The sequence below is a fragment of the Flavobacterium sp. LB2P53 genome (genome assembly GCF_003970305.1).
GTDB lineage: Bacteria > Bacteroidota > Bacteroidia > Flavobacteriales > Flavobacteriaceae > Flavobacterium.
The window spans coordinates 484,681-505,748 of the sequence record NZ_RYDG01000001.1 but is presented as its reverse complement, the minus strand read 5'-3'; the positions used below and the strand labels follow the sequence as shown (position 1 = coordinate 505,748).

Annotated in this window: 19 protein-coding genes; 5 read left to right on the top strand and 14 right to left on the bottom strand. The window is 36.0% G+C overall.

Features of this window, described 5'->3' with window-relative positions:
• Window positions 1–76 precede the first annotated feature (76 nt).
• Both thiH and EKL95_RS02230 read left to right on the top strand, forming a co-directional pair.
• Window positions 77–1,204, top strand: coding sequence for a 2-iminoacetate synthase ThiH (gene thiH, locus EKL95_RS02235; RefSeq protein ID WP_126458304.1), 1,128 nt, complete (start codon window positions 77–79; stop codon window positions 1,202–1,204).
• Window positions 1,205–1,436: 232 nt separating this feature from the next.
• Entirely contained in the window at window positions 1,437–2,147 is a 711-nt protein-coding gene (locus EKL95_RS02230) for a HesA/MoeB/ThiF family protein (protein WP_126563434.1), read from the top strand.
• A gap of 3 nt (window positions 2,148–2,150) precedes the next feature.
• Here the strand turns inward: EKL95_RS02230 and aat are convergent, their stop codons facing one another.
• The 3 genes from aat to EKL95_RS02215 form a co-directional block, all read right to left on the bottom strand.
• A complete protein-coding gene (gene aat / locus EKL95_RS02225) occupies window positions 2,151–2,789 on the bottom strand; it encodes a leucyl/phenylalanyl-tRNA--protein transferase (protein ID WP_126563433.1) in 639 nt (212 codons plus the stop codon).
• 101 nt (window positions 2,790–2,890) lie between these two features.
• Entirely contained in the window at window positions 2,891–3,268 is a 378-nt protein-coding gene (locus tag EKL95_RS02220) for a DUF3127 domain-containing protein (protein ID WP_091203008.1), read from the bottom strand.
• Between the two features lie 26 nt (window positions 3,269–3,294).
• The gene (locus EKL95_RS02215; protein WP_126563432.1) at window positions 3,295–4,170 is read right to left on the bottom strand and encodes a flavin reductase family protein; all 876 of its coding nucleotides are present in this window, start codon (window positions 4,168–4,170) and stop codon (window positions 3,295–3,297) included.
• Window positions 4,171–4,344: 174 nt separating this feature from the next.
• Here EKL95_RS02215 and EKL95_RS02210 point away from each other — a divergent pair, with 174 nt between their 5' ends.
• Window positions 4,345–5,499, top strand: a complete 1,155-nt coding sequence (locus tag EKL95_RS02210) for a sensor histidine kinase (protein WP_126458316.1) — start codon at window positions 4,345–4,347, stop codon at window positions 5,497–5,499.
• Window positions 5,500–5,511: 12 nt separating this feature from the next.
• On the opposite strand, the gene EKL95_RS02205 is transcribed toward EKL95_RS02210, so the two are convergent.
• From EKL95_RS02205 to greA, 4 genes are all read right to left on the bottom strand, one after another.
• Entirely contained in the window at window positions 5,512–5,724 is a 213-nt protein-coding gene (locus EKL95_RS02205) for a hypothetical protein (protein ID WP_126458319.1), read from the bottom strand.
• A 65-nt stretch (window positions 5,725–5,789) separates the two neighbouring features.
• Window positions 5,790–6,248 (bottom strand): transglutaminase-like domain-containing protein, encoded by a 459-nt coding sequence (locus EKL95_RS02200; protein ID WP_126563431.1) that lies wholly within the window; start codon window positions 6,246–6,248, stop codon window positions 5,790–5,792.
• A 225-nt stretch (window positions 6,249–6,473) separates the two neighbouring features.
• A complete protein-coding gene (locus EKL95_RS02195; protein ID WP_126563430.1) occupies window positions 6,474–6,863 on the bottom strand; it encodes an HIT family protein in 390 nt (129 codons plus the stop codon).
• A gap of 55 nt (window positions 6,864–6,918) precedes the next feature.
• The gene (gene greA / locus EKL95_RS02190; RefSeq protein ID WP_126458328.1) at window positions 6,919–7,395 is read right to left on the bottom strand and encodes a transcription elongation factor GreA; all 477 of its coding nucleotides are present in this window, start codon (window positions 7,393–7,395) and stop codon (window positions 6,919–6,921) included.
• Window positions 7,396–7,557: 162 nt separating this feature from the next.
• On the opposite strand from greA, the gene EKL95_RS02185 reads away from it, so the two are divergent.
• Window positions 7,558–7,971: a Rieske (2Fe-2S) protein gene (locus EKL95_RS02185; RefSeq protein WP_126563429.1), complete on the top strand. Its 414-nt coding sequence runs from the start codon at window positions 7,558–7,560 to the stop codon at window positions 7,969–7,971.
• A 20-nt stretch (window positions 7,972–7,991) separates the two neighbouring features.
• On the opposite strand, the gene EKL95_RS02180 is transcribed toward EKL95_RS02185, so the two are convergent.
• The 7 genes from EKL95_RS02180 to EKL95_RS02150 form a co-directional block, all read right to left on the bottom strand.
• Window positions 7,992–8,231, bottom strand: coding sequence for a transposase (locus EKL95_RS02180; protein ID WP_126563428.1), 240 nt, complete (start codon window positions 8,229–8,231; stop codon window positions 7,992–7,994).
• 81 nt (window positions 8,232–8,312) lie between these two features.
• Entirely contained in the window at window positions 8,313–9,998 is a 1,686-nt protein-coding gene (locus tag EKL95_RS02175) for an alpha-amylase family glycosyl hydrolase (RefSeq protein ID WP_126458338.1), read from the bottom strand.
• Window positions 9,999–10,113: 115 nt separating this feature from the next.
• On the bottom strand, window positions 10,114–11,991 hold the full coding sequence (locus EKL95_RS02170; protein WP_126563427.1) for a glycoside hydrolase family 13 protein: 1,878 nt from the start codon (window positions 11,989–11,991) through the stop codon (window positions 10,114–10,116).
• A 213-nt stretch (window positions 11,992–12,204) separates the two neighbouring features.
• The gene (locus tag EKL95_RS02165; RefSeq protein WP_126458343.1) at window positions 12,205–14,511 is read right to left on the bottom strand and encodes a glycoside hydrolase family 65 protein; all 2,307 of its coding nucleotides are present in this window, start codon (window positions 14,509–14,511) and stop codon (window positions 12,205–12,207) included.
• A gap of 85 nt (window positions 14,512–14,596) precedes the next feature.
• A complete protein-coding gene (gene pgmB / locus EKL95_RS02160) occupies window positions 14,597–15,253 on the bottom strand; it encodes a beta-phosphoglucomutase (protein ID WP_126458345.1) in 657 nt (218 codons plus the stop codon).
• 3 nt (window positions 15,254–15,256) lie between these two features.
• Window positions 15,257–16,618 carry an MFS transporter gene (locus EKL95_RS02155; RefSeq protein WP_126458348.1) on the bottom strand — a complete coding sequence of 454 codons (1,362 nt, stop codon included), beginning with the start codon at window positions 16,616–16,618 and terminating at the stop codon, window positions 15,257–15,259.
• Window positions 16,619–16,864: 246 nt separating this feature from the next.
• A complete protein-coding gene (locus EKL95_RS02150; protein WP_126458351.1) occupies window positions 16,865–17,887 on the bottom strand; it encodes a LacI family DNA-binding transcriptional regulator in 1,023 nt (340 codons plus the stop codon).
• A gap of 233 nt (window positions 17,888–18,120) precedes the next feature.
• Here EKL95_RS02150 and EKL95_RS02145 point away from each other — a divergent pair, with 233 nt between their 5' ends.
• Window positions 18,121–21,060, top strand: a complete 2,940-nt coding sequence (locus EKL95_RS02145; RefSeq protein ID WP_126458353.1) for a SusC/RagA family TonB-linked outer membrane protein — start codon at window positions 18,121–18,123, stop codon at window positions 21,058–21,060.
• Window positions 21,061–21,068: the final 8 nt, after the last annotated feature.

The window sequence follows — 21,068 nt, the reverse complement described above, 5'->3', positions numbered from 1 at the left end:
TTAAAAAAATCTGCGAAAATTTGCAGAATCTGCGTGCCAAAAACCGCATATCCTTTTTGCGAAAAAAAATAAAACAATGAACACATTTAGATCGGTTTTTGACAACTACGATTGGGAAACAATCAAAACAAAAATATACCATACCACTTCGATAGAAGTCGAATCTGCGTTAGGCAAAAACAAACGCAGTCTCGATGATTTTCTGACGTTGATTTCACCAGCTGCCAAACCTTACTTAGAGCAAATGGCACAACTCACACAGGAATCAACCAAAAAAAGATTTGGCAAAACGATTCAAATGTATGCGCCTTTGTATTTAAGCAACGAATGCCAAAACATTTGTACGTATTGTGGGTTTAGTTTAGACAACAAAATCAAACGAAAAACACTGACCGAAAATGAAATTACGCAAGAAATTGAAGTCTTAAAAAAAGCAGGATTTGATCATGTTTTATTAGTTACAGGCGAAGCCAATCAGACCGTAAACATTCATTATTTTCTAAAAGCAATTGCTCAAATAAAAAACGATTTCTCAACCATTTCAGCCGAAGTGCAACCCTTGTCAACAGAAGAATACGAACAATTACATGACGCTGGTATTTATTCAATTTTAGTGTATCAGGAAACCTATCATCGAGATGTGTATAAACAGTATCATACCAAAGGAAAGAAATCCAATTTTGATTTTCGTTTAGAAACACCAGATCGTGTAGGAACTGCTGGTATTCATAAAATAGGATTGGGTGTTTTATTGGGATTAGAAGATTGGCGCACTGACAGTTTTTTTAATGCCTTGCATTTAGATTATTTACAAAAAACATATTGGCAAACTAAATATGCAGTTTCATTTCCCAGATTACGACCCGCAGAAGGAGTGATTGCTCCCAACTTTATCATGGATGATGCTGATTTGACCCAGCTCATTTGTGCCTACCGTTTGTGGAATGAAGATTTAGAAATCTCCCTGTCAACCCGAGAGAACGAGAAATTTCGGGACAATATTATTCCAATTGGAATTACCAGTATGAGTGCCGGTTCTAAAACTAATCCTGGTGGTTATGCAGTTGATCCACAATCTTTGGAACAATTTGAAATCAGTGACGAGCGATCTGCTGCCGAGATTGCAAAAATTATTTCCAGCAAAGGATACGAACCCGTTTGGAAAGATTGGGACAGAAATTTTAGTCAAAAGTCGAAAGTCTAAAAGTTTAGAAATTAACAAAAAAATTAGACAAGAGACAAGAGTCTAAAAATTTAGAAAGCAACATGGGGTCACACCTTAATATTTATTACTAATAGCAACTAACTTTAAAAAAGTTCTCGACTGCGCTCGAATTGACTTGTTTTTAACTTTTGACTTTAAAACTTTCCAACTTTATGACTTTTGACTTTATAACTGTCCAACTTTATAACTTCTCAACTTTATGACTAAAAAAATGAGTATTATTCAAGATTTTTTACGCTATAACCGCCAGATGATGATGCCGGAAATAGGCGATTCCGGACAGGAAAAACTCAGAAAAGCGAAAGTTTTAGTGATCGGCGCAGGGGGACTGGGTTGTCCTGTTTTACACTATATAACAACCGCTGGAGTAGGGACTATTGGTATAGTTGATTTTGACAAAATTGAATTGCACAACTTGCACCGTCAAATTTTATATACGGAGAGGCACGTTGGTCAATTAAAAGCAATCACGGCAAAATCAGTTTTGGAAACTTTAAATCCATTGATAAGTATTATTGCTTTTGAAGAAAAATTAACGGTAGAAAACGCCAAAGAAATCATCATGGATTTTGATGTAATTGTTGACGGCTGTGATAATTTCGAAACCCGCTATCTGATAAATGATACTTGCGTGACATTAGGAAAATCATTGATTTACGGCAGCATCTTAAAATTCGAGGGGCAAGTGGCCGTTTTTAACCATAATGGAAATAAAAATCTTCGGGACTTATTCCCAGAACCTCCAAATCCTAAAGATGTTCCTAATTGTGATTTGAACGGAGTATTGGGTACGCTCCCTGGGATTATTGGCACCATGATGGCGCACGAAACGTTGAAACTTGTTATGGATTTACCGACATTGGAAAATGAATTGGTTCTTTTTAATACGCTGGATTGGAGTTTTAAGAAGCTGGAATTTTAAGAGTTATTTACTCTTTAAAATTTCCATAAAATCTGTTCTGTCGATTTCCCTGCAACCTAAACTTTCAAGATGCGGATTATAAACCTGACAATCCAAAAGTTTGTAATCTTCTTTTTTTAATTGGTTGACCAAAGCTATAAAAGCCATTTTCGACGCATTAGATACTTTCGAGAACATACTTTCACCACAAAAAATACCTCCCAAATCAATTCCATATAAACCACCAACTAAAACCTCATCTTGCCAAACCTCAACCGATTTTGCTATTCCTACTTCATGCAGCTTACAATAGGCTTCAATCATGTCATTGGTAATCCAAGTCCCGTTTTGACCGTCACGTTCTATATTTTGACAATTTGAAATTACATCTCTGAAATTTTGATTGAAAGTAACACTGAAAATATTCCGGTTCAGGATATTTCGCATGCTTTTAGATACAATCAATTCATCGAGAAATAGCACCATTCTGGGATTTGGAGACCACCACATAATAGGTTCTCCCGCTTCAAACCAAGGAAAAATGCCGCTTTGATACGCAAGTCGCAAGCGTTCCGGGGACAAATCACCTCCAATGGCCAAAATTCCATCGCAATTGGCTTGGTCAACAGGAGGGAAAAATAAGGTTGGGGATAAATAATACATTTTTCAATTTCAAAAATCAATACCAATTTCAAAAAATAAAAAAGTCAGAAATTCAAGTAAAACTCAAACTTCTGACTTCTAAATTCTAACTTTTTCATCCCTTAGAAAGGCAAATCGTCTGCTTCTTCTTCGTTTAGGTTTGTTGCTGGTGCAAATGCTTCAGCAGCCGGCATCGGAGGCATTTGAGCAGCAGTGGCTTCTGTGGCTACTCTTTCTACTCTCCATCCTTGAATTGCATTAAAATATTTAGTCACTCCTTGTGGGTCAACCCATTCGCGTCCTCTTAAATTGATCGAAACTTTAACCGCTTCACCTACTTTAAAACTGTTCAATAAATCGCATTTATCTTGTACAAATTCTACTAAAATATGTTGTGGATATTGCTCCTCGGTGGTTACGACCAATTCTCTTTTTAAGAAACTTCCGCTTCCCACATTTTTTGCATCCCCAAGCATTTTAATTTTTCCTGTAACTTCCATCTTCGTTGTTTTTAATGTTATTTATATTATTTTTTTGCCAAAAGTACTTTCCAAGCCGATAAGACATCATTCTCATTCAGGTATTTTTTTGCCTCCAAGTGTACTTTTTGCTGGTCATCAGCACTTAAAACTCCTTTTACAGCAAAATTCTGTTTTACAAATATACTAACTTCTTCCATTGTGGGCAAGGCTTCTATATTCCCTAACATCCCTAAATCATTTCCGTTAAAAACCGAACTTTCTTTAACAAAATTTGGAATGGCATCCACTCCAATTCCTAAAGTAGACAAGGGTTTTGGCACTTCAAAAAGCCCTTGGTTTGATCTGGAATACCAATTGCTGCCTAACCTGGAAACCAAGTCAATTTTATATTGATCAATCGCACCATTTTCGTCTAAAACAGACTCGTCAATATGAATGCGAACAACTTCACACAGTACTAAATTCCCCGCACCTCCTTCTGTTCCCAGCGGAATAATCTGAGTGACTTTGCATTCAAATTGAACCGGTGATTCTTTTACTCGAAAGGGTTTCACCACCTCTGAAGCAATGGGAGTCAAGCCTGATTTTAAAAACTCATCCACACCATGAGCATACTCTGTACTGGCCAGCGAAATCTGTTGTGCCATGTCATAATTCACCACATTAATGACTACTTCCCGAGTTGCTTCAGCATTGATCAACGTGTGTTTTATCGAATTATCACGAACGCGCCTTGCTGGTGAAAAAATAAGGATTGGAGGATTGGCGCTGAACACATTAAAAAAACTAAAAGGCGATACATTAGCATTACCTTCCGCATCCATAGTACTGGCAAAAGCAATAGGTCTAGGTCCAACTGAACTTTGCAAATAGCCTTGTAATTTTGCCGTTTCGATACTTTTAGGATCAATCGTAATCATATTTTTTACTTTATAGCTGTACTCTACAAAAGTAAACAAATCGGATCAGTTTATGAAAGAGTATATCCAATTAGAATAAAATTACATCTGAATTTACTCTAAAAAAAAATCTTTCTTTAAAACTAAAATACCACAGCGTTTATTTCGTTATATTTATAATTCAAATTTTCATTTATGCAGTTTTCTGAAAGAAGAAATACAACCCGTTGGATTATAATTTCTGCCTCTTTTTTAATCATTTCACTGATTCTTTGGAACACATACACTTTTTTTCAAATCTTCAAAAACGAAGAACGATTAAAAATGAATCTTTGGGCACAAGCCCAAAAAACACTCATTAATGCCAATGAAAATACAGATGTTGATCTTCCGCTGCAAATTTTCAGTGACAACACTTCAATTCCTATTATACTGACAGAGAATGACAGCATCATAAACACCGTAAATATTGACGACGCTATTGTAAAAAATAATTCAAAGGCAGTCGCATTCTTGCAGAACTTAAAAAACGAAAACGTGCCCATAGTCATTGAGTATGTCCCTGGGAAATTTCAAAAATTATATTACGGCAACTCGGCTTTACTGAATAAATTGAAATATTATCCCGTTGCTTTAGTGCTGATCATAGTGCTTTTTGGCGGTTTAGTTTATAATTTTTATAGAAGCACCAAAATGGCAACACAAAACAAACTTTGGGCAGGAATGGCTAAAGAAACTGCTCACCAGATAGGAACGCCGCTCTCGTCACTGATAGGCTGGGTTGAACTCCTGAAATCTGAAAACATGGATGAAAGTACTACTTTCGAAATTGAAAAAGATATTGAGCGTTTGCAAACCATAACCGATCGTTTCTCGAAAATAGGATCGGAACCCAAATTAGAAAACAAAGATATTGTAGCCGAAACACAACAATCTTACGACTATTTGCAATCCCGATTCTCCAAACAAATTGAGTTTTCGTTCCAAGCGCCAAAAACTCCTATTATGGTATCTCTTAATCCTACGCTGCACAGTTGGGCCATCGAGAATTTAGTAAAAAACGCCATCGATGCAATGAAAGGAAAAGGAAAATTAGCTTTAGAAATTGAACAAGAAGGGGATTATGTAAAAATAAATGTTTCTGATACTGGCGGCGGAATTCACAAACAACAATTTAAAACCATTTTCGAACCTGGATTTACCACTAAAAAACGCGGATGGGGATTGGGACTTTCACTAACCAAAAGAATCGTGGAAGAATACCACAAAGGAACCATCAAAGTACTGAACTCCGAAATTGGAAAAGGAACCACTATGCAGGTGAGTTTTAAAAAAAACAACCTAGCGTAACGGAACTCCAAACTATGTAACTTTAGAAAACATTGTTTTTCTGACTATTTTGGACTTACTCAAATAATTTTTAACAAACAATGCGTGCTCTTCGGCTTGCGCCAAAGAGGCTCCAATTGATTTTTTAATCGATGTGACATTAGAAACGTTTTGATTACCAACGGAACCCACGATATACATATCGTTTTGACACTTTACCAGTTTCATTCTCGGAATTTCAATCATACGGCTAATTTCAGTATCTGAAAAAGAAGGCTTAAACTTATTGTTTCGATAGTGTATAAAATCATTCAACAATACAACCGCTTTTTGTCAATTTCAGCTGCTGTCCAAGCATGAGCCAAGTCACTTACTTTTCCGTTTTGTTTGGTATATCCTTCAATGATATAGGATTGGATTCCTATCTTTTGCACAAGCGCATTAAAAACCGTTGCATAATGAATGCAAACCCCTTTTTTAGTTTTTAATGTCTTCGTGATTTTCTCAGCTCCCGTTTCATGGGAATTTACGGCATACCTATTCGCAACATCATAGCTGATGTTAGATGCGGTCCAATAGAAATCAGCTCTTATTTTATCGGTTTCTGTTTTAAAATTAGCATTGATATAATTGGCAATAGCTTCAGTAGATGTAGTTGAATTAGCTGGAATAGCTGCCGTTTTAGCATCAACCAATAGATATCCGGGATTGACCTGTCCAACACTCATAAAGGAGAAAAAGAAGGTAAGCAACAAAAATATATTTTTCATAGTCTCGAATGTAAGTAATAACCATGGTATAATGTCGTATTTTAAAATCAGGATAAAATTATTTAACAATCTGATTTAAAGCTATTTTACTTAAAGTTAATTCTTTTGACTTTACGACTTTTAAACTTTCGACTTACTTAAGTTCTCTAAAATAGAAAAGGGAATCGGTTTTCACCTATTCCCTTTTAAACTAAAATCATACCAATTTGTTTTATTTGTGCAAATTTACAAATTGGTTTTAATACTTTCTGCCAACGCTTCAAATTCATTTTTGGACAGCGATACTTTATTTTGAAAACGCATTTCATCCATTTCATTCAATGGAATCAAGTGAACGTGCGCATGAGGAACTTCAAGTCCTACAACTGCCATTCCGATTCGTTTACACGGAACCGTTTTTTCAAGCGCAACTGCGATTTTTTTAGAAAACTGCATCAGTCCAATATATAAATTATCTTCCATCTCAAAAATCTTATCAATTTCTTGTTTCGGAATACAAAGTGTGTGTCCTTTTGCATTTGGATTTACATCCAAAAAAGCCAAGAAATTTACATCTTCAGCAATCTTGTAGCACGGAATTTCTCCGTTTATAATTTTGGTAAATATACTTGACATTGTGAAATTGGTTAATTGTTGAATCGATTAATCGGTTAACCGAATAAACCTTTAATTAGTCGCGAGATATTTCTAAAATTTCGAATTTCAACACACCGTTTGGAACCGTGATCTCAGCAAATTCTCCAACTGATTTTCCTAACAAACCTTTTCCAATAGGTGAGGTTACCGAGATTTTACCTGTTTTTAAATCGGCTTCACTTTCGGCAACTAATGTATAAGTCATTTCCATTCCGTTCGTTTGGTTTTTGATTTTTACATTGGATAATACCAATACTTTAGAAACATCCAGATGGGTTTCATCAATCAATCTGGCGTTAGAATGTATTTCTTCCATTTTGGCAATACGCATTTCCAGCATCCCTTGTGCTTCTTTTGCGGCATCGTATTCTGCATTCTCAGAAAGATCACCTTTATCTCGTGCTTCAGCTATATCAGCCGATGCTTTTGGGCGCATTACGCTTTTTAAATAATCTAATTCTTCTCTTAATTTTTTTAAGCCTTCTGCTGTGTAATACGATACTGTACTCATAAATTCTTCATTTATATAAATAGAAAAAATCCCATCAGGACGGGATTTCTTTCCACAAAGATATTATTATTTTTTTTTCGTCGATAAATATATGTTAATCATATATAATTCAAAGTTAAATAAATTAAATTTGTTTCACTAATACTTCGACACTATTTTAAAATGAAAAAAATTCTGCTGCTCTTCGTTGTTATTCCTTTATTTTTTTCGTGTAGTGATTCTGGTTTTGACAACACCAATCCATTTGTGCCTAATTATACTTTCGCCGTAGACCTGAACCTGAATTTGCCGGAATACTCTAATCTTAAATTCGTTAGTAATGCGGTTTATGTATGCGGAATAGGCGCTCGAGGTGTTATTGTTTTCAATACAGGCAGTGGTTACAATGCTTTTGATGCCGCTTGTCCCAATCAAGCGATGAGTTCTTGTTCTACCATGACCATAAATGGGATAAATGCCGTTTGCGGATGCGACGGTAAAGAATACAGTTTATTTACCGGACAAGGAACTTTACAATATCCTATGAAGCAGTATCGCGTTCAAGTCAATGGAAATGTGCTTCGGGTTTATAATTAATTACAAATGCGAATCAAGGGTTAAAATATTAAGTTTATAAAGGCAGCTGCTATCTTGCCAAACAGCTGCCCTAATAATCTTTTTGTGGATCTAACTTTGCATGCTCTTTGAATATTGGTTTTTTCAATCAACCAATTAAAAAGGGATTCAATAGGTTGTCTAATTCTTGATACTGCTGTTGAATACAAGTCGTTTGAAACTTTATCTCTATTTCTAATTTCTTGAGATTCTTTTTTTACTGCTTTAACGGGTGTGAACATTACAGCGTTTTTTTCTTTTTCAAAATCAGATAAAAATTCTTTGTTTTGATAAATTTTATCTCCAAAAGAACATCTATCTTCTTAACCCTTGATTCGCATTTCTAATAAAACAATATCAAAGTCGGTTCGAATAGTCACTTTTCCTTTTGAAACTTTGGCTTCTTTTCCGGAATAGGCATCTCTTACTCTAGATCCATCTTCAAAAATAGGGGCTACAATAATTTCTTTTTTGCCAGTAGAGAGATCCAGACCAACCACTATTTTGTCTGTGAAAGTTCCTTTAGTGTATGTTCTTGAAAATGTGTAGGGCGTGTCCGAAATCATGGTGTGAATTCCAGCTCCCACAGCAGGATGGTTCTTTCTGAACTTTCCTAATTTTCTCCAGTGTGTCAGTATTTTTTTAGTTTCAGGATTGGATTTTATGTCTTTCCAGTTCATAAAGGAGCGTAAGGTAGCATCGCCGTTTGTACCTTCAATTACTAAGGGACGTGCACTCTCATCACCATAATATACTTGAGAAAGTCCCGGACTCAACAATAATTTTGTACCGGCTTCGATGCTTTTGGTGCGTTTTGCATCAAATGGAGCGCCGTCATCATGTGAGGATAAATAGTTTAAAACACTGTATCCTTTTAAATCGGTGTTGAGCTTGTCCGAGTATTTTGAGAATATGAATTCATAGTCTTTTTGGGCGTCCCATTTGAACTCAAAATTGATCATATTGTTGAAACCATTTTTAAAATAGTTTATTTTTTTATCTCCAAAATCAAAATCTTGTCCGCCGCTGATACCATAATTATAGACTTCGGCAATGGTGTAAAAGGAGTTGTTATCCAGTACTTTTGTAGGGTTTTTTTTCTTCCAAGTCTCAAATGAATAGTCACATTGCGTTTTGAAATCTGCCCAGACGGTTTCGTCTGTATGTTTTACGGTATCTCCTCTGTAGCCGTCTATCCCATAATCAGCAACGTAGTCTGTCAGCCATTTTATGATGTAATATTTTGGAGTTTTAGGATAGCCTGTCCGAGAAAAAAAAGCATCTAACTCATTCATTTCCTGTTCGTATCGACCTTCTTTTTTCCATTTTTCGACAAGAAAAGGAGGTAAGTCTACATTCTGGGTGCTTTCAGTTCTGATGTCTGGAAGATTGGCCACCAAAGTGCAGGTTGTTGTATTTTGATAATTTTTATAATCACAAACCGGATTGGTACGAACCCAGTAATTTGGCCAAACAGTATCTATTTCAGTCACAGGACCGGTGTGATTAATGACGCCGTCAAGAATGATTCTGATTCCTCGTGCATGCGCTTTTTTTACTAATTCAGCTAACTCTTTTTTAGTTCCAAAATTGGGATCTAATGCCGTCCAATCTTTGGCCCAATAGCCATGATAGCCATAACTCAATCCAGTGCCCTCATCTACAGCGTCATGAATTTGTTCCACTACAGGAGTAAACCAAATGGCATTTATCCCTAGTTTGTCAAAATAACCTTCTTCAATTTTTTTAGTAATTCCTTTGATATCTCCTCCTTCAAAACCACGAAGTTTTCCTGTAGTTTTAGTTCTGTTTAAAGTAATGTCATTGGAACGATCACCATTATTAAAGCGATCTGTCATAAGGAAATAGACATTAGCACCTTCCCAGACAAAAGGAGTTTTTTTTGTCTTTTTTATTGGAGTGTTGTTTTCCGTAACAGGTTTGGTACCGGAACAACTCACGCAAAAAGCGAGCACGGATAGAATTAATAGTAAAGATTTTTTTTTCATTTTTTTTTAAATTGAATAATTATTTTTTTGCTGGAGCTTCTTTTTCAAGGAGCAGCAGTCAGTATCTGGTATTTTTTTCAGTAGTTCTCCGGATTCTTGTATTTTAGAGTGTGAATTACTTCAGTTCTAAAATCAAAACAGATTTAGGTTCGATTATAATTTCGTTCGTCACGTCAAAGGTGAGTTCAGAAATGACATCTTTTCCAGTTTTAAAGTCTTTGATATTTTCTTTGAAACGATGTGTGTTTACCGTCTTGGTTTCGTTGCTGTTGTTCATTAAAACCATTACCGTTTCATTTGCATTGTATCTAAAATAAGCATAGATATTATTTTCCGGAATATAATGGGTTGTTTTTCCAAAATGAACCACTGCTTTTGTTTTTCTCCATTGGAACAATTTGGCGGTAAAATCAAAATAGTGGTTTTGCTCCGGAGTTCGTCCTTCCTTCGTAAAAGCATTGTTTTTATCGCCTTCCCAACCGCCTGGAAAATCAAGACGAATAGCTGCATCACCTTTGTTTTTATCACCGGCCATGCCTATTTCGCTTCCGTAATACAATTGTGGAATCCCGCGAACGGTAGCCATCAAAGTCATTGCCATTTTGTATTTTCTGATATCGTTCCCATAGGTTTGATTGATGCGATTGGTATCATGATTTTCTGCAAATAGTAACATATTATTGACATTAGGATACAGAAAATCATTGGTAAAATTGTCATAGAGTTTTACCATTCCTTTGTCCCAAGAGCCGTCATCTTCATTGAAAACTTTAGTGACTGCTTCATATAATGTAAAATCCATTACACTTGGCAGATATGAATTGTAATTTTGTATTGCTGCAATTTTACTGTCTTTTTGCCAATACGCCATTTGCGCTTGACTTTGCATCCAGACTTCGCCTACAATATTAAAATTGGGGTATTCATCGGTTATGGATTTGGTCCATTTTGCAATTCCTTTTGGATCAGAATAATTGTAGGTGTCGACTCTGAAGCCATCTAAATCAGCATATTCTATCCACCAAATGGCATTTTGAATCAAGTATTTTAAAGTCAACGGATTCTTCAAATTTAAATCGGGCATCGATGGGACAAACCAACCGTCCAGCGTGATTTTTTTATCAATTTCAGAGGCATTGGTGTCGTGAATAACTGTTCTTTTATGATTTGTTTGGGTGTAGGTGTCAAATTGATTGATCCATTCTTTTGTGGGTAAATCCATGATCATCCAATGTTCAATTCCCCAGTGATTCGTCACGTAATCCATCACCAGTTTCAGGTCTTTTTTGTGCATTTCAGCAGCCAATCGAACATAATCTTCATTGGTTCCGTAACGGGGATCTATTTTATACACATCAGATTGTCCGTAGGTGTGATACGAAAAAGCAGCGTCATTATCCTCGCACAGTGGTGTACTCCAAATTGTTGTTGCACCTAGTTCTGCTATGTAATCCAGATTTTTTATAATCCCTTCAATATCGCCACCGTGTCTTCCTCCGGGTAATTCTCTATTGTATTTTTCTTGGGTTGAATTTTCACTATCGTTGTTTCTGTTTCCGTTGGCAAAGCGATCTGGCATCAACAAATACATCATATCCGAAGCGTCAAAGCTTTTGCGTTGTGCTGAGTTTTCTCTTCTTTTCTTAAGGCTGTATTTTTGTGTAAAGGTTTCTTTACTTTTGTTTTTAAAGGTAAAAATCAGATCTGATGCCACCACTTTTTTTGTGTCAATGGTAACAAATAGGTAGTTGGGATTTTCCGTTCTTTTTACGTCGGTTATTTTTATGCCATCAGAAACCGTTACTTGGTTTTGAGCAATGCCTTTGCCATAAAAAAGAATTTGCAGCTCTGGATTCTGCATTCCTGCATACCAAAAAGGCGGTTCCACTTTGTCGATTTGCGCATGTACAGTTATTGACATAAAAAAAAGGAATAAAGTTATTTTTTTTAGAAAGCTTCTGTTTAAGAACGGAAATTGATCTGTTTTCTTCATTGTATGTATTTTTTAGTGCTATTTAATGTTGTGTTGGCTTCAAATAAAACGGATTCATGTTTGAAAAGAACTATTTTCAGCATTTTAGAGGCCATTCTTTTTTTATTTAAGAGTAGTTTTCAATCGAACAATCCCAATAGATATTGGGATTGTCAGTAAGCCTAGCAAGGCTTGGGTTCAAATGATAGAATTAACTACAAGTTCTAGCAAATGTTAGTTTACGGAGACTAAATTTTCAGTAGTGACCACAAGAGTCTTGCCATTTACCACAATTTCCAATTCTTTATCTCCAAGAATTGTAAATAAAGTCTCTTTATGATCGATCGCTACTTTCAGAATTTGATTTCTAAAGTTGATTTTAAACGAATAGCCTTTCCATTGTTTTGGGATTTTTGGAGAAAAATGAAGCGTATCATCTTTAACTCTCATTCCGCCAAAACCTTCTACGATACTCATCCAGGTTCCGGCCATTGAGGTTATATGGCACCCTTCTTCGACCTCTTTATTGTAATCATCAAGATCCAGACGTGACGTTCTCAAATAGAACGAGTACGCCATGTCCATTTTGTCTAATAAAGCGGCTTGAATCGAGTGTACGCAGGGCGAAAGGGAGCTCTCATGAACCGTTAAGGATTCATAAAATTCAAAATTGTTTTTCAGTTCTTCTTTCGAAAAATGATCTTCAAAGAAATAAAAACACTGTAAAACATCGGCTTGTTTGATGTATGGCGAACGCAAAATTCTATCCCAAGACCATTTCTGATTGATGGGTCTTTGGCTTTTATCCAAATCAACTACACGAACCAATTCTTTGTCCAAGAAACCGTCTTGTTGCAAGTACACATTATGTTCTTCCGAAAAAGGGAAGTACATATTGTCCGAAATTTTTTTCCAAGACTGTAATTCGGAATCGGAGATTTTTACCTTTTCTGTAATTCTTTTGTGATCCGAAGGATATTCCAGCGATACTTTCTGAATTTGTTCGTAGGTATATTCCAGACACCATTTTGCAATATAATTGGTGTAAAAATTATTGTTTACGTTGTTCTCATATTCGTTTGGACCCGTAACGCCAAGAATTACATATTGGTTTAAATTAGTCGAAAAATTCGCTCTTTGATGCCAGAAACGAGCAATTCCTATTAATACTTCTAGTCCTTTTTCAGGAATATAACTGTAATCGCCAGTGTATCTGTAAAAGTTATAAATGGCATAAGCGATAGCTCCGTTTCTATGAATTTCTTCAAAAGTAATTTCCCATTCGTTATGACATTCCTCGCCGTTCATCGTCACCATTGGATACAAAGCTGCTCCGTTAGTAAATCCTAATTTAGTAGCGTTTTCAATGGCTTTATCCAATTGATTGTAACGGTACGTCAATAAATTCCGAGCCACTTCCTGATCTTTGGTCGCCATGTAAAACGGAATGCAGTACGCTTCCGTATCCCAATAGGTAGAACCTCCGTATTTCTCTCCGGTGAAACCTTTTGGACCAATATTCAATCGGGAATCTTTGCCTAAATAGGTTTGGTTTAATTGGAAAATATTGAAACGAATTCCTTGTTGTGCTTTGACATCGCCATCAATTGTAATGTCTGACATTTCCCAAATTTTTGCCCAAGCATCAATCTGGTCCTGCAACATTTGGTCATAGCCTACTGCTAAAGCGGATTGAATCACTTTTTCGGCAGCAGTAATGGTATTTTCATGGTTTAAGGAAACCGTATACCCGCCAATTTTTTGGATCGATGATTTTTGACCCTGTCCCACAATTACATCATAACTAAACTGAATTTTATCAGCAGTTGCATCAATATTAGAAGGAGAAATTCCCATTTTTTCACCACTAGTAAAAATGCTATTTTGCATGAAAGTGGTTACTTTGAAATGTGTTTTGAAGGTTTGTGCCGTTACAAAAGCTTCATTTCCTGATTTTTTTACATCAAGCGGTTCCCAGAATTTTTCTTCCCAGTTCGCATCTTCATTGGTTACACCAGCATCAATGTAAGGTTTGTAAACGATTTTTGAATCTTTGTTCAAAGGGGTAATTTCATAATTGATAACCCCAACTTCATCCAACACGATTGAAAGAAAACGACGAATACTAACTGCGATTTCGGTTCCGTTTTTTAAAGTGGCTTCAAAAGAGCGGTGGTACCAACCTTCTTTCATGTTCAGCTCCCGACGAAAGTTTTTGACTTCAGCACAGGTATTCAAATCTAATTTTTCTCCATTGATTTCAATATCAATTCCAATCCAGTTTGGTGCATTCAAAACTTTAGCAAAGTATTCTGGATACCCGTTTTTCCACCAGCCCACTTTGGTTTTATCCGGATAATAAATTCCCGCAATATAACTTCCCTGAAATGTTTCACCAGTATAATTTTCTTCAAAATTAGCCCGTTGTCCCATAGCACCGTTGCCAATGCTGAACAAACTTTCAGATGATTTTACACACTCGGCATCAAATCCTTCTTCTATGATAGACCAATTGTCTGGTTTTATATAATCTTGATTCATTTTTTATAATTTAAAAATTCAAAGATTAAAAATTATTGTGATGCACAAATAATATTATCCTTTTTACTTTTTTGAATTTGTTTCGTTATTTGTTAATTAATTCTTCTATGAATTGGGTATCGATAGCTGTAAAATCGTTGAAGATGTATTTTGCTTCGTGCAAAGTAGTTGCTTCCCCAATTCCTATGCTGGTCATATTACCAATATTCGCCGCTTGAACTCCTGCGACTGAATCTTCAAAAACAATTGAATCTTCTGGTTTTATTTTTAATAATTTTGCGGCCATTAAGAATACTTCCGGATCGGGTTTCGCATTGGTCACATCATTTCCGTCTACAACAGCGTCAAAATAAGAGAGTAGTCCTGTTTTTTCCAGAATGGGTCTGGCGTTTTTACTGGCTGAACCCAATGCGATGGGTTGGTCGTTTTGTTTTAAAAATTTTAAAATTTCAAAAACTCCCGGAAGAATCTCACTTTCATTCATATCCACTAAATAAGATAAGTATTCCTCGTTTTTTTGGACTAACCATTGGTCTTTGTCTTCTTGTGAGGCGGTTACTTTTCCTAGGTCTAATATAATATCCAAAGAGCGCACCCGGCTGACTCCTTTTAGTAATTCGTTGTGTTCCAGTGTAAATTCGATATTTAATTCATTTGCAATTTTTTGCCACGCTAAATAATGGTATTTAGCCGTGTCTACAATCACTCCGTCTAGGTCGAATATAAATGCTTTTGTATTCATTGATTATTGTTTTATTAGGTCATCAACATCTTGTACTTTAACTACTAAAATAGCAGCAATCAAAAAGCTGACACCACTAGTGACTAATGCAAATATGGCATTGTCATGGTATACATATTTAACTAATGGTCCGCCAATTAAGGCATTGATAATTTGGGGAATAACGACAAAGAAGTTGAAAATACCCATGTAAACTCCCATTTTCATTGGGGAGATTGATCCGGCTAATATGGCATACGGCATAGATAGAATACTAGCCCAAGCGATACCCACTGCAACCATAGAAAGAATAAGCCAGTTTTCGTTAGGGACAAAATAGATCGAAATTAATCCAAGGCCACCAATAATAAGGGATAGGGAATGGGTTAATTTTCTTCCGATCTTTTTTGCGATATAAGGCAACGCAAAAGCATAGAAAGCAGAAACCAAATTGTAAATACCAAACAACACGCCAACCCAGTCTCCTGCATTTTGATACGCCTCACTTTTGCTGTCCGAAATAGGTAAACCATAAATATGATGGGCTATGGCCGGAGTGGTAAAAACCCACATTCCAAACAAACCAAACCAAGAGAAAAATTGTACCCAACTCAATTGCCGCATCGTGGTAGGCATTTTTCTGAAATCATCAAAAATGTCCAGTACGCTGGATTCTTTAGCATTGGCATCAGCCACTTTGGTTTTCTGATGCGCCATTTCGTCTTCAAATTGGGCTAGCTCTTCCGGAGAATATTCTTTGGTAGAAAAAATGGAAACCAGGATAGAACCTATAAGTATAACAGCTCCAATTACAAAAGATAAAATCAAATGCATGGGAACACCGCCATCCTCATCTCTATTGGAAACGCCAAACCAATTCGTCAAAACATAAGGCAGCCAAGAACCAATCACGGCACCGAAACCAATTAAGGCGGTTTGTACGCTAAATCCAAGTGTTCTTTGATCCGTTCTTAAATTGTCGCCTACTAAAGCCCTGAAAGGTTCCATAGCAATATTGAAAGAGGCATCCATAATCATCAACATTCCGGCACCTACCCATAAGGCAGGCAAAAGAGCAATGAAAATTTCGGCTTGCGGCATTAATATTAAACCAATGGAGGCTAACAAAGCACCCACTAAAAAGAATGGTTTTCGTCTTCCAAATTTCCCCCACGTTTTATCACTGTAATGGCCTATGATGGGCTGTACAATAAGTCCCATCAAAGGGGCAATGATCCAAAACCAGGATAGTTCGTGCACATCAGCACCAAAAATCTGAAGAATTCTGCTGGCATTAGCATTTTGCAGTGCAAAACCCATCTGTATTCCCAGAAATCCGAAACTCATGTTCCAAATTTGCCAGAAACTTAATCTACGCTTTTCCATTATCGTAATTTATAAATTAATACGATAAGCGATATGCTTATCAAAACTTGTCTTATTTTCGAAGTAAAAGTGAGGCTTTGATGGGGTAAATATAAAAATATATTTTAAACTTTTGTTTTTCAGATACAAATAAAAAGAAACATTTTTCACTACAAGGTTGTAGTACTGAATATAATACAGCTGTTTTAAAAATTAGTCACAGTTTTCAGTCGCAGTTTTATGAAGGCAACTGAAAACGTATAATATCTAATGTGTAGATTCTCTTTCTATCAGATGCGTTTCAATTACTTCAGTTTTGTAATTTTCATCTTCTTCATCTTCCTCAGATTCGAGTCTTTCAATCAGCATTTTTGCCGCTTTATTTCCCATTTTGATACCATTCTGACTTACAGTAGTAATAGTAGGTGTAGAATATTTAGAAATGATACCATCTGTAAAGGCAATAACGGCTAAGTCTTTAGGGACATTTAATCCTATTTTATTGGCGGTTTTAATTATCGTTACTGCAAAAAGTTCGTTTACAGCAAAGACGGCATCAATGGCTTTGTCTTCTAATAGTTTTCCAATAGTGATTTCGCAGGTATCAACATCTTCAATTTTGATAATAAGATTTTCATTGAAGGGGATGTCATTGTCCAGTAATGCTTTGATATAACCATCTGTGCGAAGTTTACCCACACTCACATAATCAACAGTGGTAACTAAGGCGATTTTTTTCCGTCCTTTATCAATCAAGCTCTGAACGGCTTCATAGGCTGCAGATTGATCGTCTATAATGACTTTATCGCAAAAGATATCGTTCGTAACTCTGTCAAACATGACTACAGGCATTCCCTGATTGATGACTTCTGTAATGTGGTGAAAATCGCCTTTGAATTGGGTTTCTTTAGACAGTGACATAATGAATCCGTCAATACTGCCGTTAGCGAGCATTTCCATATTCAGGACTTCTTTATCAAAGGAATCGTCTGAGAGGCAAATGAGTACGCTATATCCGTTTTCATTGGCCACTTGTTCAATTCCATTGATGACCGTGGAGAAGAAATGATGCACAATTTCCGGGATGATAATTCCAATGGTTTTTGTTTTTCTGTTTTTTAGGCTCAGCGCAATATTATTGGGTTTGTAATTGTAAAATTTGGCGAAAGCTTGTACTTTAAGTCTGGTTTCCTCGCCTATTTCTGGACTGTTCCGTAATGACTTAGAAACGGTAGAAATAGAAACGTCTAATTCTTTGGCAATTTGTTTAAGCGTTATTTTCCTTTTCATGTGGAGAGGGAGTAAAATTTTATTTCGTAATAAAGATAAAATTTAATTTTACAAATGGTAATTAAACGGGTTAAAATTTAAATAAAACAAAAAGTTTTCAACACTATTACGTTTTCGTAACCCAATTAAAAAGGGCTCTTGTCGGGCGTGCAAAAATTTACATAAATTTAACATTCGAAGTAATAGTTACGCTTGAAAATTCAAGGAAAATTCAATTAAATTAAAGAAAATGTATGAAAACAATTTATAAAAAGTTGTTGATTTTAGTACTGCTGCTCCCTTTTAGTGTTCTGGCTCAGAATATTGTTGGCGGAACCGTTCTTGATAAAGTGTCAGGACAGCCAATTCCAGGGGTAAACATAAATGTACAGGGTACAAATAATGGTGTTTCTACTGATTTTGATGGTAAATATCAGTTGTCTAATGTAAAAAGAGGGGATAAAATTGTGTTCTCTTATATTGGTTACACCAATACGGTCGTGACTTATGTTGCTCAAAATTCATTAAACGTGTCTTTAGAAGAAGATGCCAATCAATTAAAAGAAGTGGTGATCCAAGTGGGTTACGGGACTGTTAAGAAAAAAGATGCTACAGGAGCGGTAACCGTGCTGACTTCCAAAGATTTTAATAAAGGACCTGTTACTTCTGCAGATCAAATGATAACAGGGAAAGTAGCTGGTTTGCAGGTTATTAATGGAGGAGGTTCTCCAGGTGAAGGTGCAACTATCAGAATTAGAAGTGGCTCTTCACTATCTGCTAATAACGATCCGTTGTATGTTATTGATGGTGTGCCGGTTGCTGCTGGTGGCGTAGAAGGAAGTAGAAATCCTTTGAGTACTATTAATCAAAATAATATTGAATCGATTACGGTTTTGAAAGATGCTTCGGCAACTGCTATCTACGGATCTCGTGCTTCGAATGGGGTAATTATAATTACTACCAAAAAAGGTAAAGCAGGGGAAATGCAAATTAATTATAATGCAAACTTCCAGGTTTCTGAAATCACGAATAAAGTAGATGCTTTATCAAGTACACAATTCAGAGATTTTGTAACGGCTAACGGAAATGCTGCTCAAATCGCGTTGATGGGTGCTGCTGATACAGATTGGCAGGATGAAATATTCAGAACAGCTATTGGTACAGATCATAATATTGCCCTAAGCGGTGGTTCTGATAATATAGTGTACAGAGCCTCTGTGGGATATGCTAATTTGAATGGTATCTTAAAAAGAGATAACATGGAGCGTACTACAATGTCTGCTGGTATAACCGGAAACTTCTTTGACGATCATTTAAAGATAGAATTGAATAATAATACGTCTCTGATTAATAGTAATTATAGTAATCGTGGTGCTATTGGTTCAGCCATTCGTTTTGATCCAACACAAGCGGTAAGAAATCCTGACGGAACCTTTTTTCAATGGTATACGTCTCCAACTGAAATCAACCAATTGGCAGGCAGAAACCCATTGTCTCAAATCGAACAACAAAACAGTTTTGGAACAGCGTACAGAAGCATTGGAAATATTCAAACCGAATATAAAATGCATTTTTTACCAGAATTAAAAGCAGTAGCTAATTTTGGATACGATCAATTAACAGGACGTTCATTTGGTAATACAGAAGCTAATTTTTTGAATGGACTTTCCGGTTCCGGTTTCAAGAATACGTATGAAAAAACCCAATCACGGTTCAATAAATTGATGGATTTGTACTTAAATTACAACAAAAAAGTAGAATCGATCAATACCGTTTTTGATGTTACTGGAGGGTATTCCTACCAAGATTTCAGAGAGACTTTTTACTCTTCCAATTTTAATTTTCAGAGTAATAACACTACGGTAGATCCTAATTTCCCGTCCCGTATCAACTTGCAGTCTTTCTTTGCAAGAACAAATATTAATATCGCCGATAAGTATTTAGTGACTTTGTCCTATAGACGTGATGGTACTTCAAGATTTACAGAATCAAATCGTTGGGCTAATTTCCCTGCTGTTGCTTTGGCTTGGAAACTGAACGAAGAAAACTTTTTGAAAGACGTAAGTAGTATTTCTACCTTAAAAATCCGTGGGGGTTGGGGTATTACCGGACAACAGGATATTGGAATAAGTTATCCATCTATTCCGTTGTATTTAGCCTCTAATACTGCTGCTCAATACCCGTTTGGAAGTCAGTTTTACACCACTTACAGACCACAGCCGTACAACAGTAATTTGAAATGGGAACAAACCACCACTGTGAATGCAGGGTTGGATTTTGGATTTTTGAACAATAGAATCAATGGTAGTGTTGATTTGTACAAAAGAACAACAGAAGATTTATTATTGTACACACAAAATCCATCTTTCTTCGGGTTTTCAAATTTTGACAATTATAACGTAGGAACAATTGAAAATAGGGGTATTGAGATTGCTGCAGAAGTAATCCCATTTCGTTCTGATGATTTTGAATGGAGAATTGGCGGAAACGTAACCTTTCAAGAGTCTAAAATCACTAAGCTGACTACTACACTTCCTAATACGCCAGGAATTAATGTTGGAGGCTATGAAGGTGCTACCGGAAATTTTATTCAAAATCACCAAGTGGGTTATGCACCAAGTTCTTTTTACGTGTATGAGCAAGCGTATGGTGTAAACGGAAAACCTTTAGATGGGGTGTATGTTGACAGAAATCAAGATGGAATAATATCAGAGTTGGATAAATACCGTTTTCATAAACCGGCAGCAGATGTTTTTTACGGGTTTAACACTAGTGTGACCTACAAAAATTTTGACATGGGAATGAACTGGAGAGGATCATGGGGTAATTACAATTACAACAATGTGGATTCCAGTAAAGGATCTTTCAATAATATTTTGATCAGAAACACAGATTTGTCAAACGGAGTTGAAAATGTTTTGGAAACAGGTTTCAGATCTAATGACACCAAACGTTTCGAATCCGATTATTACATTCAAGATGCCTCTTTTGTAAGATTAGACAACGTAAGTGTTGGCTATACTTTCAATCAAAAAGAGAATACGTCTTCATTAGTTAAATTGACATTATCAGCACAAAATGTTTTGATCATTACTAATTATGAAGGATTAGATCCAGAAATTTCTGGAGGTATAGATGGAAATTTATACCCACGACCAATTACTTTCACGTTAGGTTTAAACGTTAATTTTTAATACAAATA